An 18,499-nucleotide genomic window follows, 5' to 3' on the forward strand; every position below is an offset into this window, starting at 1 on the left:
CCGACGGCCGCGACCGTGGTCAGGCGACGCCGATGACCCGGTAGATCACTCCCGGCCACGCCTCGGCCGAGCTCAGGCGTCGACCGTCGATGATCGCCACGATACCGGGCAGGTCGCCCGGTCCCAGCGCGCGGTACTCGGCGTGGTCGGTCTGGATCAGGGCGGCGTCCGCCTGATCACCAAGCGCGTAGGGATCGAAGCCGAGCGACCGCAGTTCGTCGTCGGAGTACAGCGGATCGTGCACGAGGGGGACCGCGCCCCGCGCCCGGAGCGCGTCCACCGTCGGGAACACGCCGGAGAACGCGGTCTCCTTGACACCGCCCCGATAGGCAGCGCCGAGGACGACGACGCGTGCACCCGTGAGGTCGCCGAAGGCCCCCTCGAGCATGGTCACGGCGTGCGTGGGCATACCCGCGTTCGCTTCCCGCGCCGCGCGGACGATGGTGGCCTCCGGGTCGTTCCAGAGGTACAGGCGCGGATACACCGGGATGCAATGGCCCCCGACCGCGATGCCGGGACGGTGGATGTGGCTGTACGGCTGCGAATTCGACGCCTCGATCACCTGGTAGACGTCGATGCCCGCGCGCTCCGCGTAACGGGCGAACTGGTTCGCGAGGCCGATGTTCACGTCGCGATAGGTCGTTTCTGCGAGCTTGGCGAACTCCGCAGCCTCGGCCGTTCCCAGATCCCACACGCCGTTCGGCCGAGCGAGGTCTGCGCGCTCGTCGAAGTCGAGCACGGCCTCGTAGAACTCGGTGGCGCGACGGGCGCCGCGCTCGCTCAGGCCGCCGATGAGCTTCGGATACTTGCGCAAGTCCGCGAAGATGCGCCCCGAGAGCACGCGTTCCGGCGAAAAGACGACGTCGAAGTCGACACCCTCCACCAGGCCGGAGGTCGCCTCCAGACGAGGAGTCCAGCGTTCACGGGTGGTGCCGACGGGAAGGGTCGTCTCGTACGAGACGAGCGCCCCTCGGGTGAGGTGCTTCCCCACGGATTCGGTGGCGGCGTCCATCCATGCGAAGTCGGGCCGGGCATCCTGGTCCACGAACAGGGGCACGACGATGACCACGGCATCAGCGCCGGGAACGGCGTCGGCGTAGTCCGTCGTCGCGCGGAGCGCCCCGGAGGACACGACACGCGCCAAGGCATCGCTCAAGCCCGCTTCGCCGGGGAACGGCGGCGTGCTCGCGTTCACGAGGTCGACCAGGGCGGAGTTCACATCGACGCCGACGACCTCGTGCCCCTTCGAAGCGAACTGAACGGCGAGCGGAAGCCCGATCTTGCCCAGGGCGACTACCGCGATCTTCATCTCGTCATTACTCCCGCCGATGTGCGAATCAAAGCGTGTCAATCCTAAAGGGCTACACGCTATGGGTCTGCCGGGAGCCCCCGGCCCCGCGTCTCAGGCTGCGGGGCCGGTCGGGATCGCGGACGCGAAGAGCGGGTGGACGTCGAGGTAGGCGGCGCCCTTGCTGAGCTCCGCGAAACGCTGCATCGACCCGATCGGTCGCTTCGTGCCGCCGTCGAGCCAGAAGATCGAGCCGTCGGGAGTGCGGATGAACGCGGTCGCCGGCGTCGTCACCTTGAGCAGCTGGCAGGTGTACGAGTCGAGGGCGACGAAGGCGAAGGGATACAGCGCCTTGATGCCCGGATCGACCTTGTGCACGCTCCCACCCGCGCTGACGTAGTCCGTCGAACCGCAGGTGAGTCCGAATCCGAGGAGGGTCGCCGACGTCGGGTATGCGTCCAGCCTCGCCTGCGTCGTGAAGCTGTACCCCGTGATGCCCGCCTCGTTCGCGAAAGCGAAGTTGGACAGTGCGATCTTGTTGGTCACGCCGTTGATCAGGTAGACGGTGGCACTGTTGGTGGAGAGCACGAGTGTGTTGCTCGTGAGCGCGACGGGCCCCTTCGGGATCGCGGCGACGAGCGAATCCGGCACCGTCGTGATCACCGGGGTCTTGCCGCCCGCGAGCGCGACGAGCGACTCCCAGGCGCCGACCGGCAGCAGTTTGTCGGCCATCACGATGTAGACGGTCGCCGACGAGGGCGTCTTGATCATCGAGCCGGCGACGATCGTCCCCTTCGACGGGTACGCCCCGAGGAATGCCTGGGGAACGGCGACCGCCGGAAGTGCGGAGGTCGATCCGGTGTTCCAGGCGTAGCTGCCCCCGTCCGCCAGCACGTACTTGGTGGCCGTGCCCGCCACTTGGACGATCCCGGTGAACGACGCTCCCTTGGGGATGAGCGCGAGGCTGTTCGGGCTGAGCGAACCAGCGGAGGCATTCGGCAGGCCGGCACCTGCGGCGGCGCCCGCGTCGACCGGGTAGGCGGATTTGTTGCCGAGGTAGGAATAGCTCGACGTGCCCCGCTGGGTCGCGAAGACCGCGTCACGTACGATCGGCGCCGCGTACGGCAGGGCCGAGACAGCGGACTCCGTGAGGACGTTGAAGCCGCTCGGCAGGCCGGCTGCGCTCTGCGACGTGTTGTCCAGGATCTCCCGCTTGGTGCCCGACGTCACGTAGTACCGCGATCCGGCGGTCGTGCCGAGGATCGGTCCCATGGCGGGACCTGTCGCGAACCCCGACAGTTGGTCGTCGCTGAGCTGCACGAAGCCGCTCACGTCGCATTTGCCCCCGTAGTCGACCACGAGGCCGCACGAACCGAACGGGAGCTTGATGCTCGCATCGGTGAAGTAGATCGTCCCGTTCGGCGAGCGCATGACCCGTCCAGCGGGTTGCATCGTGGCGAAACCATCCAGATAACTCTGGGACACGAAGCCGACCTGCCCGAGGGGCGCGTATGCGGTGAGCATCTCCTGGTTCAGCACCGGGTACTTGCTGGTGCCGGAGACGATGTAGACCGTCGCATTGGACGTCGTGCGGACGAGGCTGGTGCCTGCGGTGGTCGATCCGAACCAGTCGGTGTAGATGCGCCAGAAGTTCCGGTTGCCGTAGGCGCTGCAGCCGTCCCCCGTCCCGTAGAGGTTGGCCAGCGCCGCCCCGTTCGGCTGGTAGGGCGTGTAGTTGTAGAGTCCGGCCGTCGCCTGGTTCTGGATGAAGACGTTCGACGAGCCGCAGCTGGCGCTCGGACTGTAGCGGATGGCGTTGACCCTGCCTGCCACGTGGTTCCAGCCGGTCGGGTTCGCCGCGTAGCGCTTGAACTGAAGCGCTGCGTTGTAGACCTGGTTGAAGAAACCGAGGTAGGTGGAATCGCACGCCGCGGTGTCCGGGCAGGCGTAGCCGGTGGCCTTTTGGTACTGCGTGCTGTCCGGCCACGTGTCGGAGACGAGGCCCTGCTCCTTCTCGAGGAGCACCAGGAGGGCCTTCTGGCTGATGCCGCACGCCGCACCGACCTTGGCGATGATGACGGAGGCGAGCTCGTTCGAGGCGCCCGTGTAGGCATCGCACCGTCCGGCCACCGCGGCGCGCGTCGTCGTGGTCTGCCGGTAGTCCTTCAGGCACGTGTATCCGGACCGGCAGGAGGGCACCTTCGCGGACAGAGTCGCCTGGACCTCCGACGCCGTCAGTGCGGCACCGTCGAAGAAGAGGGCGTCGCTGATGATGTCACCGGCGTTGAAGTCCGAGGCGACCGCAGCGGCGGCCGGCTCATCGGCGGTCAGGGTGAGGGACCCGAGGAGTCCGGCGACCAGCGAGACGATCACGGCAGCAGGGACGACAAGGAGTCGGCGTTTCACGGGACCTCCACGGTCGTCGGGATGGACGTGTATGTCGTGCCGTCGTGCTCGTACGACAGGGTGAGGGTCCACGACCCGCGCGTGAAGTCCTCGATGGGCGACTGCACGAGGCCGCAGGAGGTGGTCATCCGGTCGGCAGCGCCGGTTCCGTCCGCCGTGACCGTCGCGCCGTCACGCTCGTAGGTGAAGACGCAGGGTGCGCCGTCTTCCACGACCCCCTGGATGTAGCCGGAGGCCGAGACGTTCTTCCCATCGACATCGACGCTCGCGACGACGAGGACCGCCTCGATCGTCGGCGGCGCCGACGGCTCGACCGCTCCGGGCGTCGCCGTCTTCGACGGGAGCGACGACGCGCTCACGGTGGCCTCGGGCGCGGCGGACGTGCAGGCCGTCAGCAACGCGACGGCCAGCAGCACCGCGGGGGCAGCGCCGAAGAGGGTGCGGGCGATCCTGCTCATTCCTGTTCCGGTCGGGGATGATGCGACGATGACGTCGCTCGAAAAATGCGTTCGGGTCGCCGTTCGACCCTATCCGGTCTCCTGGACCCAGTACAGCGCCTCTAACGGGGTACACGGCCCGGCGGGCGCCCAGGTGCGCTGGGTTAACATGTACGTCATGACTTCCCTCGAGGCGCAGACCCGAGCTGCGCTGATCGCCGACGAGCCCCTCGTCGAAGTAGGACGGAGCTCCGGGTTCTTCCGTGGCGCGTGGAGCTCCCTCGCAGACATCTGGGCGCATCGCGAACTGCTCGGGCTGCTGACCCGTCGCGAGATCAAGTCCCGCTACAAGGACAGCTCGCTCGGGCTGGTCTGGAGCCTGTTCCGGCCGATCGCGCAGCTCCTGATCTACTTCCTGGCCATCGGGCAGGTGCTCGGCGCCGCCCGCGCCACGCCCGACTTCGCCATCTTCGTCTTCATCGGCCTGACGATGTGGGGGCTGTCATCGGAGATCGTGCAGAGCTCCACGACGTCGATCCTCGCGAACGCCGGCCTCGTGAAGAAGGTCTATCTGCCACGGGAGATCTTCCCGCTCAGCTCCGTCGGAAGCGCTCTCTTCAACTTCCTCGTCCAAGCCGTCGTCCTGACGCTGGCCATCATCTTCCTCGCGAGCGTGCCCTTCGATTGGGACGCCGACATCCTCCTCGCCCCGGCGTCGGTCATCACGCTCGTCGTGTTCTCGACCGCCTGCGGTCTGTTCCTCTCCGCCGTCAACGTGTATCTACGTGACGCCCAGCACATCCTGGAGATCGCCCTGATCATCCTGTTCTGGGCGTCGCCGATCGTCTATTCGTACACGTTCGTACACAAACTCCTGCAGGGCAACTGGCTCGAGCAGCTCTATCTCGCGAACCCGGTGACCATCACGATCCTCGGCATGCAGCGAGCGCTGTGGTCGGCCGGGGACACCGCCACCGGCCCGATGGCCCAGGTCTGGCCCGATGCGCTCGGTATCCGGATCCTGGTCGTGTTCATCGTCAGCATCGTCCTCCTCTGGCTCGCGCAGCGCCTGTTCGCGCGCCTCCAGGGGAACTTCGCCCAGGAGCTCTGAGAACGTGTCCACACCCACCATCGCAAGCGTCGACGGGGTATCCAAGCGCTTCGTCATGCACAAGGAGAAGTCCCTCAAGGAGCGGGTGGTCAACTTCCGCCAGTCGAAGCGGCACCGCGACGACTTCTGGGCCCTTCGCGATATCTCCCTCGACATCAAGACGGGGAGCACCGTCGGTCTCGTCGGGCACAACGGCTCGGGAAAGAGCACGCTCCTGAAGGTCATCGGCGGGATCATCCAGCCGACGACGGGGACGGTGCGACGCCGCGGACGGATGGCGGCGCTGCTCGAACTCGGCGCAGGTTTCCATCCCGACCTCACCGGTCGCGAGAACGTCTACCTCAATGCCGCCATCCTCGGGCTCACCCGCACCGAGACCGACGCGCATTTCGAGGAGATCGTCGACTTCTCCGGGATCGGCGAGTTCATCGACACCCAGGTCAAGTTCTACAGCTCCGGCATGTACGTGCGGCTCGCCTTCGCGGTCGCGATCCACGTCGACCCCGATCTCCTGCTGGTGGACGAAGTCCTGGCGGTCGGCGACGAGCCGTTCCAGCGCAAGTGCATGGAGAAGATCGCGCAGTTCCAGCACGAAGGCCGCACGATCATCCTGGTCAGCCATTCGGCGGAGCAGGTCGGGTCGCTGTGCGACCGCGTCGTCGTGCTCGATGGCGGCCGCATCCAGCACGACGGGACGCCCGGAGAGGGAATCCGCATCCTCCGCGAAGGCTACGAGGACGAGCGCAAGGCCCTGCTCGTCAACGCCGACGGGACGCGCCGGCGTCTGGCGCTGGAGGTCGGCTCATTCGAGGTCGAGACGGTGCCCGAGAGCCAGGGCGTCCGTCTCGTCGCTCGCCTCGGGGTCGACGTCAACGAGCCCGTGAAGGACTGGGGCGTCGGCTTCTCGATCGAGAGCCCGCTCGGCATGCGTCTCTACAACATGACCACGTTCGACGAGATGACCCTCCCGACGAGCGTCGGACGGCACGAGTTGGTGTTCACCCTTCCCGACGTGCGCCTCGGACCGGGCCAGTACCTCATCAACGTGGGGCTGGGCGACAAGGCCGGGCGCAACTACGATCTCGCGACGCCCGCCGGCACGTTCGAGGTGCCCGGCGAGGACTTCGGCAACGGGATCCTCTCCCTTCGCACCCAGGTCGAGGTGGAGGGCAGCACCGCGCTCTCCCGGACGACCCAGGTCGAACTCAGCTGACGAAGCGGTGCGGCCGCGGGGCCGCACCGCTTCCCTGAGTCCCAGCAGGAACCGATCAGCGCTTGGCAGCCGCCTTCGCCTCGTGCTTCAACTTGCGCTTGTGCTCCAGCGAGCCGGCGCTGATGGCGCCGTGGTCGTCGAGGTCGACGAGTGCGGAGCGTCGGTAGCTCTGCCATTTGGAGAGGTGGAAGGCGGGGTTGATCGCCAGCCAGTAGGCCTTGCGCTTCCAGGAGTAGGCGTGGTCGCGGACGATGCGGATGCTGTCTCCGACGGTCCCCTTGAACGCGTAGAACACCACGGCGCTGCGGCTGATGACCGGGAGCTCCCCGGTCCCGATCTGGCGGAGGCCCACCGTCTCGTCAAAGATGCGGTCGCGGTACTCGCTCAACGTCAGATCGTTCGAGTGCTCGACCATGGCGCGCGGTGCATACGCCTTGACGTACCCGTTCATGATGACGTCGTTGCCGAACATCTGATCCTCCGCGTAGCGGACGTCCCGGTACGGGATGACATCGAGCAGAAACTGGCGGCGGACCGCCGAATTCACGTCGGAGTAGAACGACATGACGGAAATACTCGCCTTGTCCTTGAGGAGCTCGGGAGTCGCGTAGTACAACGTCGTCCCGAAGTCGGGACCGAGATGACGGAACATGCCGTGGATCTCATACTTCTGAAGGGGGAACGCACGGGGACGCGCCACCTGCTTGCCGAGCACGGCCACGACTTCGGGGAAGCGCCGGAACGGTTCGATGATCTCCGTCATCCAGTGCTTGTTGCTGGGCACCGCGTCATGGGTCAGATAGGCGATGAACTCGCCCCGTGCGAGCTGAGCCGCCAGGTTGCGCGTCTTGCCGTGGCCGAACTCCGAGTTCGGGATCTCGTGCAGGCGCACTTCGGGGAAGGAGCGGACGATGTCGAGCGTCCGGTCGGTGGAGCCGGAATCGATGACGAGGACCTCGAAGGCCTCGGGGAAGTCCTGCTTCCGGAGTTTCTTCAGAATGCGCTCGATGTACTTCTCACCGTTGTAGGTGAGGATCGTCACCGTGACGACGGGCTCGTCGGCCACCGTCACTCCCCTTTCATTTCGTTGTAGGTCCGGCGGATCCCCTCGTCGAGAGGGGTCAGATCCAATCCGCCGTACTGTGCTTCGTACCGACTCGTGTCGAGGACCACATGATCCACGAATGTCGGAGGCTTCTCGCGGCGCTCGACCGCGAAGTCGATGCCGGTCACCCGGCGGAGCGAATCCAGGACGTCGTTGACCGAGTGTCCGGCACCGCTGCCGATGTTGTAGACCGCGTGCTCTGGCTCGCTGCCGACCATGGGCAGGATCAGGCGCACCAGGTCCTCGACGTAGAGGTAGTCGCGGACCATCGTCCCGTCGCCGAACTGCACGACGGGCTGGCCGGTGAGGATTTGTCGCAACGCGATCGGGATCAGCCCCTGCTTCTTGCTCGGGTGCTGACGGGTGCCGTACGGGTTCGAGATGCGCAGGGCCGTCGAGGCGAGCCCGTGCTTGACGCGGAAGAAGCGAAGATACTGCTCGATGGCGAGCTTGCCGATCGCGTAGGGGGACGCGGGAGCGGTCGGATCCGACTCGGAGTACACGCTCATCCCCTGGTCGCCGTAGATCGCTCCTCCGGTCGAGGCGAAATAGACCCTGCGGACACCGGCCTGCACGCTGGCCTCGAGCAGCTCGATGGTCTGCGCCACGTTCGTGCGGATGTCGAGTGTCGGATCCGACTCGGCCGTCGCCGGCGTCGTGGTCGACAGGAAGTGGAACACGTATTCCTGTCCGGACACGGCCGACTCGATGTCACCCCGGCTGAGGAACTCGCCCACCATCACCTCGGCGGCCGCCTCGAACGTCGGTTCGCGGGAGCTGAACCGGTCGAAGGCGCGCACCTCGTGGCCCGCGGCGGCGAGGCCGTCGACGAGATGGGAGCCGATGAAGCCGTTGGCTCCGATGACGACGGCCCTAGCCACGCATGGCCCTCTCGAACGCGTCGACGAACGTCCTGCCGGACTCGGCCCACGTGGTTCCTCCGACGGATTCCGAGGCCAGGCGCGCGTGCTCGGGGGCGTCGGGACGTTCGACGACCTCGACGAGCTTGCGGGCGATCGCGATCGGCGAGGCGGGCACGTACTCGATGTAGGGGTTGTCGGAGACCATCCGGTTGTTCGGTCCGTCGTTCACGACGGGGATGACGCCGCTCGACAGCAGCTCGAGCGGGAGGAGCGACATGTTGGAGAGCGAGAGGACGAGACCGGCGGCACAGCGGTTGTAGACCGCATTGAGCTCGCTGAGCTGGAGGCTCGACAGATTGTTGTACGCGAACGGGATCTCCCAGTTGGAGACGTCCCATCCCGCGAGGTTGATGGTGACGTCGGGGCGCGCGCGCGCGAAGTCCTCGAGCGCGACGAGGCCGAACTCGAAGGCCCGCCGCGGGGTCACCGGCCGCGCGTAGAAGAAGATCTCGTTGCGCCGTTCGGCGTTCTCGTACCGGTAGAGCGAGCGGTCGACGGAGAAGTCGAAGTGATCGGTCTTCATCCCGAAGTCGGTGCCGAGCTTGTGAGCCAGCCATCCGCCGGCGGTGATCCCGTGGTACCCGAAACGGTAGGTGTTCTCCGCGAGGAGGGCCTCCGAACCGAGCGGGTAGAAGAGCGGCTCGTAGTCCTGCACGAAGTAGAAGCGGCGGGCGCGGCTGCTGTCGAGGAACGCAGGATACGCGGTCTCCCAGCCGGTGGCGAAGATCGCGTCGGTGCCGTCGGCGACGCCGCGATCGCGGTCCCACACCTGGATGTCGCCGTCCAGGTCCGGGTAGGCCTCCGACGCCGCGAGCATCGAGCGGACGACCTGGAGATCCACGGCGACCTCACCGGCGTGGTAGAGGTACACGTCGCAGCGATGTCCGGCCTGCTCGGCGAACTTGATGAAACGGAAGAGGTTCTGGTGACCACCGCTCTCCTTGCCGGGAGGAGACATGATCCAGGCGATGCGCGAAGGACGGTCGGCGACGGAGATCGGGTCGGTGATGCGCTCGGGGAGCACGGTCCAATCCACTGCGGCGGCGTCGCCCAGGTCGACCAGGAGTCGCGGCTTCTGCGGACCGGCGACCTGAACCAGCTTCGACCGCAGGTATCCGTAGGTCGCTCGTGGACCGTGGTTCTTGAGCAGGAGCAGCCCCGTCCTGGCTTTGCGCACGAGGACGCGGGGTCCGCGTTCGACGGCCCGGGAGAACAGCTTGCCTACAGATGCCACGTCGTCTTTTCGTCTTCCTCGTATCGCTCTACACCGGCTCAGGGGCCTACTGCCGACGGCAATCTTGCCACACCTGGTTGAGAGCATCCCTCAAGAGGCATCAAGTATGCTCGTCGGGTGCTTCGCTCCCCTGCTACGACGGCCGTCGTGACCGTCAGTTACAACTCGAGCGGGCAACTCGACCCATTTCTGACGTCGCTGCAGCCCGAGATCGCTGCCGGCGTCCATGTGGTCATCGCGGACAACGCCTCGGCCGACCTCGACGAGACCGAGCGGATCGCGCGCACGCACGGCGCCACGGTGCTGCCGCTCGGAGAGAACCTGGGCTACGGAGGTGCGATCAATCGCGCCGTCGCCGCCCTTCCCCGCGACGTGGACGCCGTTCTCGTGTGCAACCCCGACGTGCTCGTCGGCGAGGACGCCCTCGCCACCCTGCGCGAACGTCTCGACGGCGACCCCGGAATCGGCTCCGTCGGGCCGAAGATCCTGAACGAAGACGGCTCCCTGTACCCCTCCGCCCGGCGGATCCCCTCGTTGCGCACGGGAATCGGCCACGCCCTGTTCGTCCGCGTGTGGCCCGCGAACCCGTGGACGCGGGCCTACCGGTCCGAGCAGGACGCGGATGCGCGCGATGTCGGCTGGTTGTCCGGCGCCTGCGTCCTGGTGAGGCGCACGGCGTTCGACGCGCTGAACGGCTTCGACGAGGGTTACTTCATGTACTTCGAGGACGTCGACCTCGGCTACCGGATCGGCCGCGCGGGACTCCGCAATCGCTACGAGCCTGACGCCTCGGTGATCCACGTCGGCGGGCTCTCCACCCAGTCGGAGTCCCGCCGGATGATCCTCGTCCATCACGAGAGCGCCTACCGCTTCCTCGCCAACAAGTACCGCGGCCCGCTGCTCGCCCCGCTCCGGCTGGTGCTGAAGGGGGCCCTCGCCGCCCGCGGATGGCTGCTCACCCGCCGCTCCTAGGGGCGGGTCAGCCGTTGGCGGGCAGGCTCTCGAGATACGCGCCGTACCCGCTCTTCACCAGCGGAGCCGCCAGAACGGCGAGCTGGGCGTCGTCGATCCATCCGGCACGCCAGGCGACCTCTTCGATGCAGCCGACTTTGAATCCCTGGCGGTCCTCGATGACGCGGACGTACTCGGACGCCTGCATCATCGACTCGAATGTCCCGGTGTCGAGCCAGGCGGTGCCGCGATCGAGCACCTGCACCTGCAGGGTCCCCGCCTCGAGATACCGCTCGTTGACGGTGGAGATCTCGAGCTCGCCACGCGCGCTGGGTTCGATGGTCTTCGCGATCTCGATCACGGAGTTGTCGTAGAAGTAGAGACCGGGGACCGCGTACTTGCTCTTCGGCTGGGCCGGCTTCTCCTCGATCGAGAGAGCCTTGAAGTCGTCGTCGAACTCGACCACGCCGTAGGAGGTCGGGTTGCTCACCTGGTAGGCGAAGATGACGGCGCCGTCGACGTCGTTGTGCGCCTGAAGCGACGAGCCGAGGCCCGTCCCGTGGAAGATGTTGTCCCCGAGCACGAGCGCGACTGACTCGTCGCCGATGAAGTCCTCGCCGATGATGAACGCCTGGGCGAGGCCGTCCGGCGACGGCTGGACCGCGTACTCGATCCGGATCCCCAGGTGCGAGCCGTCACCGAGCAGTGCGCGGAACTGGTCGTTGTACTCCGGCGTCGTGATGATGAGGATCTCGTTGATCCCGGCCATCATCAGGGTCGACAAGGGGTAGTAGATCATCGGCTTGTCGTAGATCGGCATGAGCTGCTTCGAGATGCCCTTGGTGATGGGCCACAGCCGGGTGCCGGAGCCGCCGGCCAGAATGATTCCGCGCATGTCTTCAGTGATTCCTTACTTGTCGTTCAGCGACGCGTAGAAGGCCCGTGCGGCATCCCACGTCGGCAGGAGTCCAGCGTCCCGCGCTTCGAGGAGGCCCGGTGCGCCGGTGTCCTTCGGCGACAGGAGAGGCTCGCCCGCCTCGGGCGGGAACACCAGCGCGATGTCGGCGTCCAGAGGGTTGATGCCGTGCTCACGCGTCGGGTTGTAGGTGTCCGAGACCAGGTAGCTCACGGTCGCCCCCTCCGTGAGCGCGACGAAGCAGTGCCCGAGCCCCTCTGCGACGTAGATCGCGCGGCGGTCGACGTCGTCCAGCAGCACGCTGTCCCACTGACCGAACGTCGGCGATCCGACGCGGATATCGACGACGAAGTCGAGCACGGCGCCGTGGGGCGCCATCACGTACTTCGCCTGGCTGGGCGGGATGTCGGCGAAGTGGATGCCGCGCACCGAGCCGCGCTTGGACACGGACAGGTTGCCCTGGCGCAGGTCCAGCGGGTGGCCGACCGCCTCCTCGAGCCGATCGAAGCGGTACCACTCGGTGAACATCCCGCGGTCATCCGAGTGCTGCTTGGGGGTGACCTCGTAGGCGTCGGGGATCGAAAGTTCGCGGATCTGCACCCCGGGAGTCTACCAATCAGGCCCCCGCGGTAGACTCCTGCACGGTTCATCGACAGAAAGCACCCATCTCTCCCATGAAGATTCTCGTCACCGGCGGCGCCGGATTCATCGGCTCCAACTTCGTCCGACGCACCCTGCAGGACGCCTACCCGGGCCTCGAAGGGGCCGAGGTCGTCGTGCTGGACGCACTGACCTACTCCGGCAACCTCGCCAATCTCGCCCCGGTCGCGGACTCGCCGCGGTACACGTTCATCAAGGGCGACATCCGCGACGGCGCGCTCCTGGACGAGCTGTTCCCGACCGTGGACGCGGTCGTCCACTTCGCCGCCGAGTCGCACGTCGACCGCTCGGTGCGCGACGCGTCGATCTTCGTCGAGACGAACGTCCTCGGCACACAGCAGCTGCTCGACGCGGCCCTGCGCCATGACCTGAAGCGCTTCGTTCACGTCTCGACCGACGAGGTCTACGGCTCGATCGCCGAGGGCTCCTGGGCGGAGGACCGCCCGCTCGAGCCGAACTCCCCCTACTCCGCGTCGAAGGCCGGCAGCGACCTCCTCGCCCGCAGCTACTTCCGCACCCACGGCCTGAACCTGTCGATCACGCGCTGCTCGAACAACTACGGCCCGTACCACTTCCCCGAGAAGGTCATCCCGCTGTTCGTCACGAACCTCATCGACGACAAGCACGTCCCGCTCTACGGCGAGGGCAACAACATCCGCGACTGGCTGCACGTCGACGACCACACCCGCGGCATCGCGATGGTGCTCGTGAACGGCCGCGCCGGCGAGATCTACAACATCGGCGGCGGCACCGAGCTCACCAACAAGGAGCTCACCCAGCTGCTGCTCGACGCGACCGGCAAGGACTGGTCGTACGTGGACCGCGTCGCCGACCGCCTCGGCCACGACCTCCGCTACTCGGTCGACATCTCCAAGATCCGCAGCGAGCTCGGCTACGAGCCGCAGGTGCCGTTCGAGCAGGGGCTCGCCGACGTCGTGCAGTGGTACCGGGACAACCGCGCGTGGTGGGAGCCGCTCAAGGCCCGCGCCGCACTGGACGCCTGAGCGCCGGCACCATGACCCGCTATCTCATCGCCGGCGCCCGCGGCATGCTGGGCCAGGACCTCCAGCGCGCGCTGGAGGGTCGCGACGTGACGGCCCTCGGTCGCGCCGACTTAGACGTGACCGACCGAGACGCCGTTCTCGCGGCCGTGGCCGGGCACGACGTGGTCATCAACGCCTCCGCCTACACGAAGGTCGACGACGCCGAGACGCACGAGGACGAGGCCTACGCGATCAACGCGACGGGAACCGAGAATCTCGCCGTCGCCGCAGAGCACCACGGTGCGAAGTTCGTCACCGTGTCGACCGACTACGTGTTCGACGGTCAGGCGACCGAGCCGTACGCGGAGGACACCCCCCGCGACCCGCTGAACGCGTACGGCCGCACGAAGGCCGCCGGCGAGGAGCTCGCACTGGCTGCACACCCCGATGGGACGTACATCGTGCGGACGGCGTGGCTGTACGGCGCGGGCGGCGCGAACTTCGCGAAGACGATGGTGAAGCTCGCCGCGAGTCACGAGACGGTCAGCGTCATCACCGACCAGGTCGGCCAGCCGACGTGGACCGGTGACCTCGCCGCGCAGATCGTCGCCCTGCTCGACGCGGACGCCCCCGCGGGTGTCTACCACGGCACGAACTCGGGCCGCGCGTCGTGGTTCGACTTCGCGAAAGCGGTCTTCAGCGCAGCCGGATTGAACCCTGATAGGGTCACACCGACCGACAGCTCGACCTTCGTGCGGCCCGCAGCACGACCAGCTTTCTCGGTGCTCGGTCACGAGGCCTGGCGCGCAGCCGGCCTCGATCCCATGCGGGCGTGGGAGGCAGCATTGGCCGACGCAGCGCGTCACGGAGTCCTGGAGCAGAATGACAACCCTCAGGGTGGTGATCGATGAGCTGATCGGCGACGCTCCCGGCGGTGCACGCCGCTACACCGAGGAGCTCACCCGACAGCTGCTCACGACCGCCCCGAAGGGCTGCGACGTCGTGGGCATCGTCTCCGCGGTCTCCGACCAGCAGCTCGACGACCTGCGACTCCGCCTCCCTGGTCTCGCGGACATCACCCGGCTCCCGCTCGCCCACCGCGAGCTCACCGTCGCGTGGCAGTCCGGTGTGCGTCTCGGCGGCATCCACGGCATGGTGCACGCGCCGACCCTGCTCGCTCCACTCCGCCGGCGACGCTCGCTCCAGGAAGGCGACCAGGTCGCCGTGACCATCCACGACACGCTCGCGTGGACGCATCCCGAATCGCTCGGAGCCGGTACGGCGATGTGGACGAAGGCGATGGCGAAACGCGCGCGCAAGCACGCCGACGCGGTGGTCGTCCCGACGCACGCGGTGGCCGCCCGCCTCGCCGACGAGTTGGACTTCGGCGACCGCATCCGGGTCATCGGAGGCGCCCCGGCGACCGCCCTGCGCCTCCCGCCCGACGCCGACGCGCGCGCCGCCCGCCTGAACCTGCCGGAGACCTACGCTCTCACGCTCGGCTCGATCATGCCGCGCAAGGGCGTGGCTCCCCTCATCCGCGCCGTCGCGCGCACGGAGGCCCACGGCATCCCCTTGCTCATCGCCGGTCCCGATCGCTTCGGCGACGGCTCGGCGACCGGCGTCGCGGCCGCCGCAGGTCTTCCGGAGGATCGCGTCCGCGCGCTCGGACAGCTCGAGGACGCCGACCTCGCCGTGGTGCTCGACCGGGCGACGCTCTTCGTCTACCCCAGCCTCGCCGAGGGGTTCGGGCTGCCGATCGTCGAGGCGTTCAAGTTCGGCCTCCCGGTCATCCACTCCGACGACCCGGCCCTCGTGGAGGTCGCGGGCGGCGCGAGCCTCGTCGTGGAACGCCCCTCCCCCACCGACACGGACGAGAGCGGTTACACGGAGAGACTCGCCGCAGCGATCGGCCGTGTGCTCGACGACGGCGCCCTGCGCGAACGCTTGAGCGTGCTCGCGTCGGACCGTGCCCGCGCGTTCAGCTGGCGCGACTCCGCGGAGCGGGTCTGGCAGCTGCACGCCGACCTCTAGCCGGCGCGACGCTCAGCGACGGTTCGCGGTCTCCGGCTCGCGTGCGCGATCCACGGCGGTCCGGGGCGCTTCCGCCTCGGAGTCCTCGCGGCCGAACCAGGCGTGGTATCGCTCGGAGGCCCACGTGCCGACGGCCTTCGACCACAGGTGGCTGCGCTTCTCGATCAGCCAGGTGAACGCGATGGAGACAGCCACCGCCACAGGGATGCCGAACAGCAGGGCGACATACCAGGGCTCCGTGGCGAACAGGTAGGTGCTGAAGATCAGGATCGGCACGTGCACGAGGTACAGGCTGAACGAGATCGTGCCGGCGAACTGGAACGGCCGCGACTCGAACACCGCACGCAGTGGCTTCCAGCCCAGGACGGCGACGACGAGGCCGGCGGCCGCGAGGGGGACCAGGCCCTTGAGTGCGTGCTCCAGGTCGGGGAGCTGCGTGATGCCGGGACCGAACAGCCACGGCGCGATCATCAGCAGCGCGCTGCCCACGGTGAGGCCCGCCCAGAGCGGATGCCGGTACCAGCGGGCGTTGATGCGGTCGGCGACGTTGCGCACCGCATCGAGGCGCACGGCGATCACCGCGCCGACGAAGAAGGCGGGGAGGTACTCGAGCTCGCCCGAACCGGTGCGGGCACCGAGCCAGGTGAGCACGCAGGCCAGGGCCAGCCCGCCGATCCACCACTTGCGGACGGCGATGGCGAGGACGGCGAACACAGGCAGGGCGAGGGAGAACAGCAGCTCCCAGCGCAGCGACCACAGCGGGTTGTTGATCTGCCCGTCGCCGCCGAGGAGGTCGATCGCCTTGACGATGTACTCCCAGCTGAAGTTCGGCGTCGACGAGTCGCTCAGCCACGTGCCCTTCGGCTGGGTCGAGATCTGCGGGATCGCGGCGACCCAGACGGCGGCGAGGAGCACGGAGGCCGTCACCGGCACCATGAGGCGCACCACTCGACGAGGGAAGTACGCGACCCAGTCGAACCCGCGGTGACGGACCACGGGCAGGGTGACGACGAGCCCGGAGAGCACGAAGAAGACGATGACCGACTCCACGCCGGCGGTCGCGAACTTGAGGGGCGTATAGCTGATCCACCACATCGCCGAGCCCGCAGGAGCGTTGCCGCCGCCCGGCGTGCCGGGGAAATCGGGGTTGGTGTAAAGGGCGTGGTGGAACACGACGATCACCGCGGCGAGGCCCCGGAGTCCGTCCAGTGCCGTCAGCCGGGTGCTCGCCGGTCGCGTCGTTTTCTCTGCCACGTTTCCAGCTGTACCCGTCATAGGCGGGCGACGCTACGGGGTTGCGCTGGGCGGTCCCTGTGACCTATTAAGGGGTCGGCTGGACGCGCGCCGCCTACTTCGTGGTCGGTTTCGGCGACGCCGGGGCGACCGCCTGCTGCACGAGCTGGTGGATCTGCGTGTAGTCCGGATTCGTCGGGTCGATCGTGGGCGGCACGAGTTCGAGCTGGTCGACGGGGAGCTTGCGCGTCTTCATCCCGAGCTCGACGAAGTACCCGAGCATCGACTGCGGGATGTCCGTCTTCATCACCTGGGATCCGGCCTTGGCGATCCCCTCGAACTTACTCACGACGTTCACCGGGTTGACCTGCTTGAGGATGGCGTCCTGCAGCTGGCGCTGCCGCGCCATCCGGTCGTAGTCGCTCGAGCCGTGCCGGGCGCGGGCGTACCACTGCGCGTGGTAGCCGTCCATGTGGTGCTGACCCGGCTCGATCCACTCGACGACGCCGTTGAGGTTCTCGTCACCGCCGATCGGGATGCGGTCCGTCACGGTGATGTCGACGCCACCCAGAGCGTCGATGAGGTCGGCGAAGCCCTGCATGTCGATCAGGACGTAGTACTGGATGGTCAGGCCGGTCGCGCCTTCGAGCGCATCCCGCATCGCCTCGATCCCGGGCTCGCTCTTGTTCTTCGTCGCGTTCGGGTAGAGGTCCTTCTTGTAGGTCTCGACTTCGGTGTAGATGGAGTTCAGCTGGCAGACGTCCACGTCGCAGCGGTCCTCGTAGCCGTAGCCGTCAGGGTAGAGCGTGTGAAGCGGCGAGGTCTCGGTGAACGGCACGGGGTTGAGGTCGCGGGGCAGGCCGATGGTGACGGCCTTGCCCGTCGAGGCGTCGATGCTGACGACGGACATGCTGTCGGGGCGCAGACCGTCGCGGTCCGGACCCGCATCGCCGCCGAGCAGCATGATGTTGTACCGGCCGTCGACCGGGGGCTCCGACGGCCCGGCCGAGAAGATGTCACCCAGCGCACCGCGGGCGGAGCCGGCCACGACGGAGGCGTACCCAGCGGTGCCCGTCAACCCGACGAGCACGACGACGGCGAAGGCGGCGATCAGGCCGCGTGCTCTGGAGGTGGTCTTGACCAGACGCACCAGTCGGAGCGTGTCGAGCGTGAGCACGACCCACAGCACCGCGTACAGGACGAGGACGATCTGCAGCACAGTCAGGCTGCCCGCCTGGGTGGCGAAGGTGTAGATCGTCGCCGGTGCGACCAGGTATACGACGAGGGCGATGATCGCGAGCAGCCACAGCAGCCCGGTCGCGATCAATCCGACCCGGCCGAGCCGCCGGTTGCCGGCCACCACCTGCACCGATCCGGGCAGCAGGACGTTCATCAGGACGAGCCACCAGCCGCGCCTGGTCATGACGGGCGCGGATGAGGCGTCCGGATGACGCAGCGGGCTGGTCGGGTTCATAGCTTCGCTTGCAGGGCCGCGTTCTTCTGCTCCACGCTGGCCTCCAGGTCTGCGGCGAAGCGCTCGAGGGCGGCGGTCAACTCCGGGTCCGACGTGGCGAGGATCTTGACGGCCAGGAGGCCGGCGTTGCGTGCGCCGCCGATCGAGACGGTCGCCACCGGGACTCCGGCCGGCATCTGCACGATCGAGAGCAGTGAGTCCAGGCCGTCGAGCCGGGCGAGCGGGACGGGGACGCCGATGACGGGCAGGGTGGTCACGGCGGCCAGCATCCCGGGCAGGTGGGCCGCGCCGCCGGCTCCGGCGATGATGACGCGGACACCACGTCCGGCGGCGGCGGTACCGAAGTCGATCATCTTGACGGGCGTGCGGTGCGCGGAGACGACCTCGACCTCGTGCGCGACTCCGAACTCGGTGAGCAGGCGCGACGTCTCCTGCATGACGGACCAGTCCGAGTCGGAACCCATCACGACGGACACCAGGGGTTGAGGGTTCTCGGGCATGGCAATAATCGTACGGGCGCGCACCCCCGCG

General features: G+C 67.7%; 17 protein-coding genes. 6 read left to right on the forward strand and 11 right to left on the reverse strand.

Features of this window, described 5'->3' with window-relative positions; translation table 11 throughout:
• Positions 1-19 precede the first annotated feature (19 nt).
• The 3 genes from HNR14_RS03045 to HNR14_RS03055 form a co-directional block, all read right to left on the reverse strand.
• Positions 20-1,309, reverse strand: a complete 1,290-nt coding sequence (locus HNR14_RS03045) for a nucleotide sugar dehydrogenase (protein ID WP_179699846.1) — start codon at positions 1,307-1,309, stop codon at positions 20-22.
• Positions 1,310-1,402: 93 nt separating this feature from the next.
• Entirely contained in the window at positions 1,403-3,694 is a 2,292-nt protein-coding gene (locus HNR14_RS03050; RefSeq protein WP_179699847.1) for a hypothetical protein, read from the reverse strand.
• On the reverse strand, positions 3,691-4,152 hold the full coding sequence (locus HNR14_RS03055) for a hypothetical protein (protein ID WP_179699848.1): 462 nt from the start codon (positions 4,150-4,152) through the stop codon (positions 3,691-3,693). The genes HNR14_RS03050 and HNR14_RS03055 overlap by 4 nt, the downstream gene beginning before the upstream one ends.
• 157 nt (positions 4,153-4,309) lie before the next feature.
• Here HNR14_RS03055 and HNR14_RS03060 point away from each other — a divergent pair, with 157 nt between their 5' ends.
• Positions 4,310-5,242 carry an ABC transporter permease gene (locus HNR14_RS03060; protein ID WP_039921921.1) on the forward strand — a complete coding sequence of 311 codons (933 nt, stop codon included), beginning with the start codon at positions 4,310-4,312 and terminating at the stop codon, positions 5,240-5,242.
• Positions 5,243-5,246: 4 nt separating this feature from the next.
• Positions 5,247-6,455, forward strand: a complete 1,209-nt coding sequence (locus tag HNR14_RS03065; protein ID WP_051336943.1) for an ABC transporter ATP-binding protein — start codon at positions 5,247-5,249, stop codon at positions 6,453-6,455.
• 55 nt (positions 6,456-6,510) lie between these two features.
• Here the strand turns inward: HNR14_RS03065 and HNR14_RS03070 are convergent, their stop codons facing one another.
• From HNR14_RS03070 to HNR14_RS03080, 3 genes are read right to left on the reverse strand one after another with little or no spacing between them, the layout of a single operon-like run.
• Positions 6,511-7,521 carry a glycosyltransferase family 2 protein gene (locus tag HNR14_RS03070; RefSeq protein ID WP_039921925.1) on the reverse strand — a complete coding sequence of 337 codons (1,011 nt, stop codon included), beginning with the start codon at positions 7,519-7,521 and terminating at the stop codon, positions 6,511-6,513.
• A gap of 2 nt (positions 7,522-7,523) precedes the next feature.
• Positions 7,524-8,441, reverse strand: coding sequence for an NAD-dependent epimerase/dehydratase family protein (locus tag HNR14_RS03075; protein WP_021762644.1), 918 nt, complete (start codon positions 8,439-8,441; stop codon positions 7,524-7,526).
• Positions 8,434-9,717, reverse strand: coding sequence for a rhamnosyltransferase WsaF family glycosyltransferase (locus HNR14_RS03080; protein ID WP_248616247.1), 1,284 nt, complete (start codon positions 9,715-9,717; stop codon positions 8,434-8,436). Before HNR14_RS03080 ends, HNR14_RS03075 begins: the two co-directional genes overlap by 8 nt.
• 117 nt (positions 9,718-9,834) lie before the next feature.
• Between HNR14_RS03080 and HNR14_RS03085 the strand changes: the two genes are divergently transcribed.
• Positions 9,835-10,689 (forward strand): glycosyltransferase, encoded by an 855-nt coding sequence (locus HNR14_RS03085; RefSeq protein ID WP_179699849.1) that lies wholly within the window; start codon positions 9,835-9,837, stop codon positions 10,687-10,689.
• Between the two features lie 7 nt (positions 10,690-10,696).
• Here HNR14_RS03085 and rfbA read toward each other — a convergent pair whose 3' ends face one another.
• Together rfbA and HNR14_RS03095 are read right to left on the reverse strand one after the other, a co-directional pair.
• On the reverse strand, positions 10,697-11,563 hold the full coding sequence (gene rfbA / locus HNR14_RS03090) for a glucose-1-phosphate thymidylyltransferase RfbA (RefSeq protein ID WP_179699850.1): 867 nt from the start codon (positions 11,561-11,563) through the stop codon (positions 10,697-10,699).
• A gap of 15 nt (positions 11,564-11,578) precedes the next feature.
• Positions 11,579-12,184, reverse strand: a complete 606-nt coding sequence (locus tag HNR14_RS03095; protein ID WP_021762648.1) for a dTDP-4-dehydrorhamnose 3,5-epimerase family protein — start codon at positions 12,182-12,184, stop codon at positions 11,579-11,581.
• A gap of 74 nt (positions 12,185-12,258) precedes the next feature.
• On the opposite strand from HNR14_RS03095, the gene rfbB reads away from it, so the two are divergent.
• Genes rfbB through HNR14_RS03110 form a run of 3 tightly spaced genes read left to right on the forward strand, consistent with a single transcriptional unit; the run spans position 12,259 to position 15,261 of the window.
• Entirely contained in the window at positions 12,259-13,248 is a 990-nt protein-coding gene (rfbB, locus tag HNR14_RS03100; RefSeq protein ID WP_179699851.1) for a dTDP-glucose 4,6-dehydratase, read from the forward strand.
• 11 nt (positions 13,249-13,259) lie between these two features.
• Positions 13,260-14,138 (forward strand): dTDP-4-dehydrorhamnose reductase, encoded by an 879-nt coding sequence (rfbD, locus tag HNR14_RS03105; RefSeq protein ID WP_021762650.1) that lies wholly within the window; start codon positions 13,260-13,262, stop codon positions 14,136-14,138.
• Positions 14,110-15,261, forward strand: a complete 1,152-nt coding sequence (locus tag HNR14_RS03110; RefSeq protein ID WP_179699852.1) for a glycosyltransferase family 4 protein — start codon at positions 14,110-14,112, stop codon at positions 15,259-15,261. Before rfbD ends, HNR14_RS03110 begins: the two co-directional genes overlap by 29 nt.
• A gap of 12 nt (positions 15,262-15,273) precedes the next feature.
• On the opposite strand, the gene HNR14_RS03115 is transcribed toward HNR14_RS03110, so the two are convergent.
• The 3 genes from HNR14_RS03115 to purE all read right to left on the reverse strand — a co-directional run bounded on the left by HNR14_RS03115 (position 15,274) and on the right by purE (position 18,468).
• On the reverse strand, positions 15,274-16,515 hold the full coding sequence (locus HNR14_RS03115) for an acyltransferase family protein (RefSeq protein WP_343064401.1): 1,242 nt from the start codon (positions 16,513-16,515) through the stop codon (positions 15,274-15,276).
• 94 nt (positions 16,516-16,609) lie between these two features.
• A complete protein-coding gene (locus HNR14_RS03120; protein WP_179699853.1) occupies positions 16,610-17,968 on the reverse strand; it encodes an LCP family protein in 1,359 nt (452 codons plus the stop codon).
• The gene (gene purE, locus HNR14_RS03125) at positions 17,965-18,468 is read right to left on the reverse strand and encodes a 5-(carboxyamino)imidazole ribonucleotide mutase (protein ID WP_179699854.1); all 504 of its coding nucleotides are present in this window, start codon (positions 18,466-18,468) and stop codon (positions 17,965-17,967) included. Before purE ends, HNR14_RS03120 begins: the two co-directional genes overlap by 4 nt.
• Positions 18,469-18,499: the final 31 nt, after the last annotated feature.

Source organism: Leifsonia naganoensis (genome assembly GCF_013410615.1).
Classification (GTDB): Bacteria; Actinomycetota; Actinomycetes; order Actinomycetales; family Microbacteriaceae; genus Leifsonia; species Leifsonia aquatica.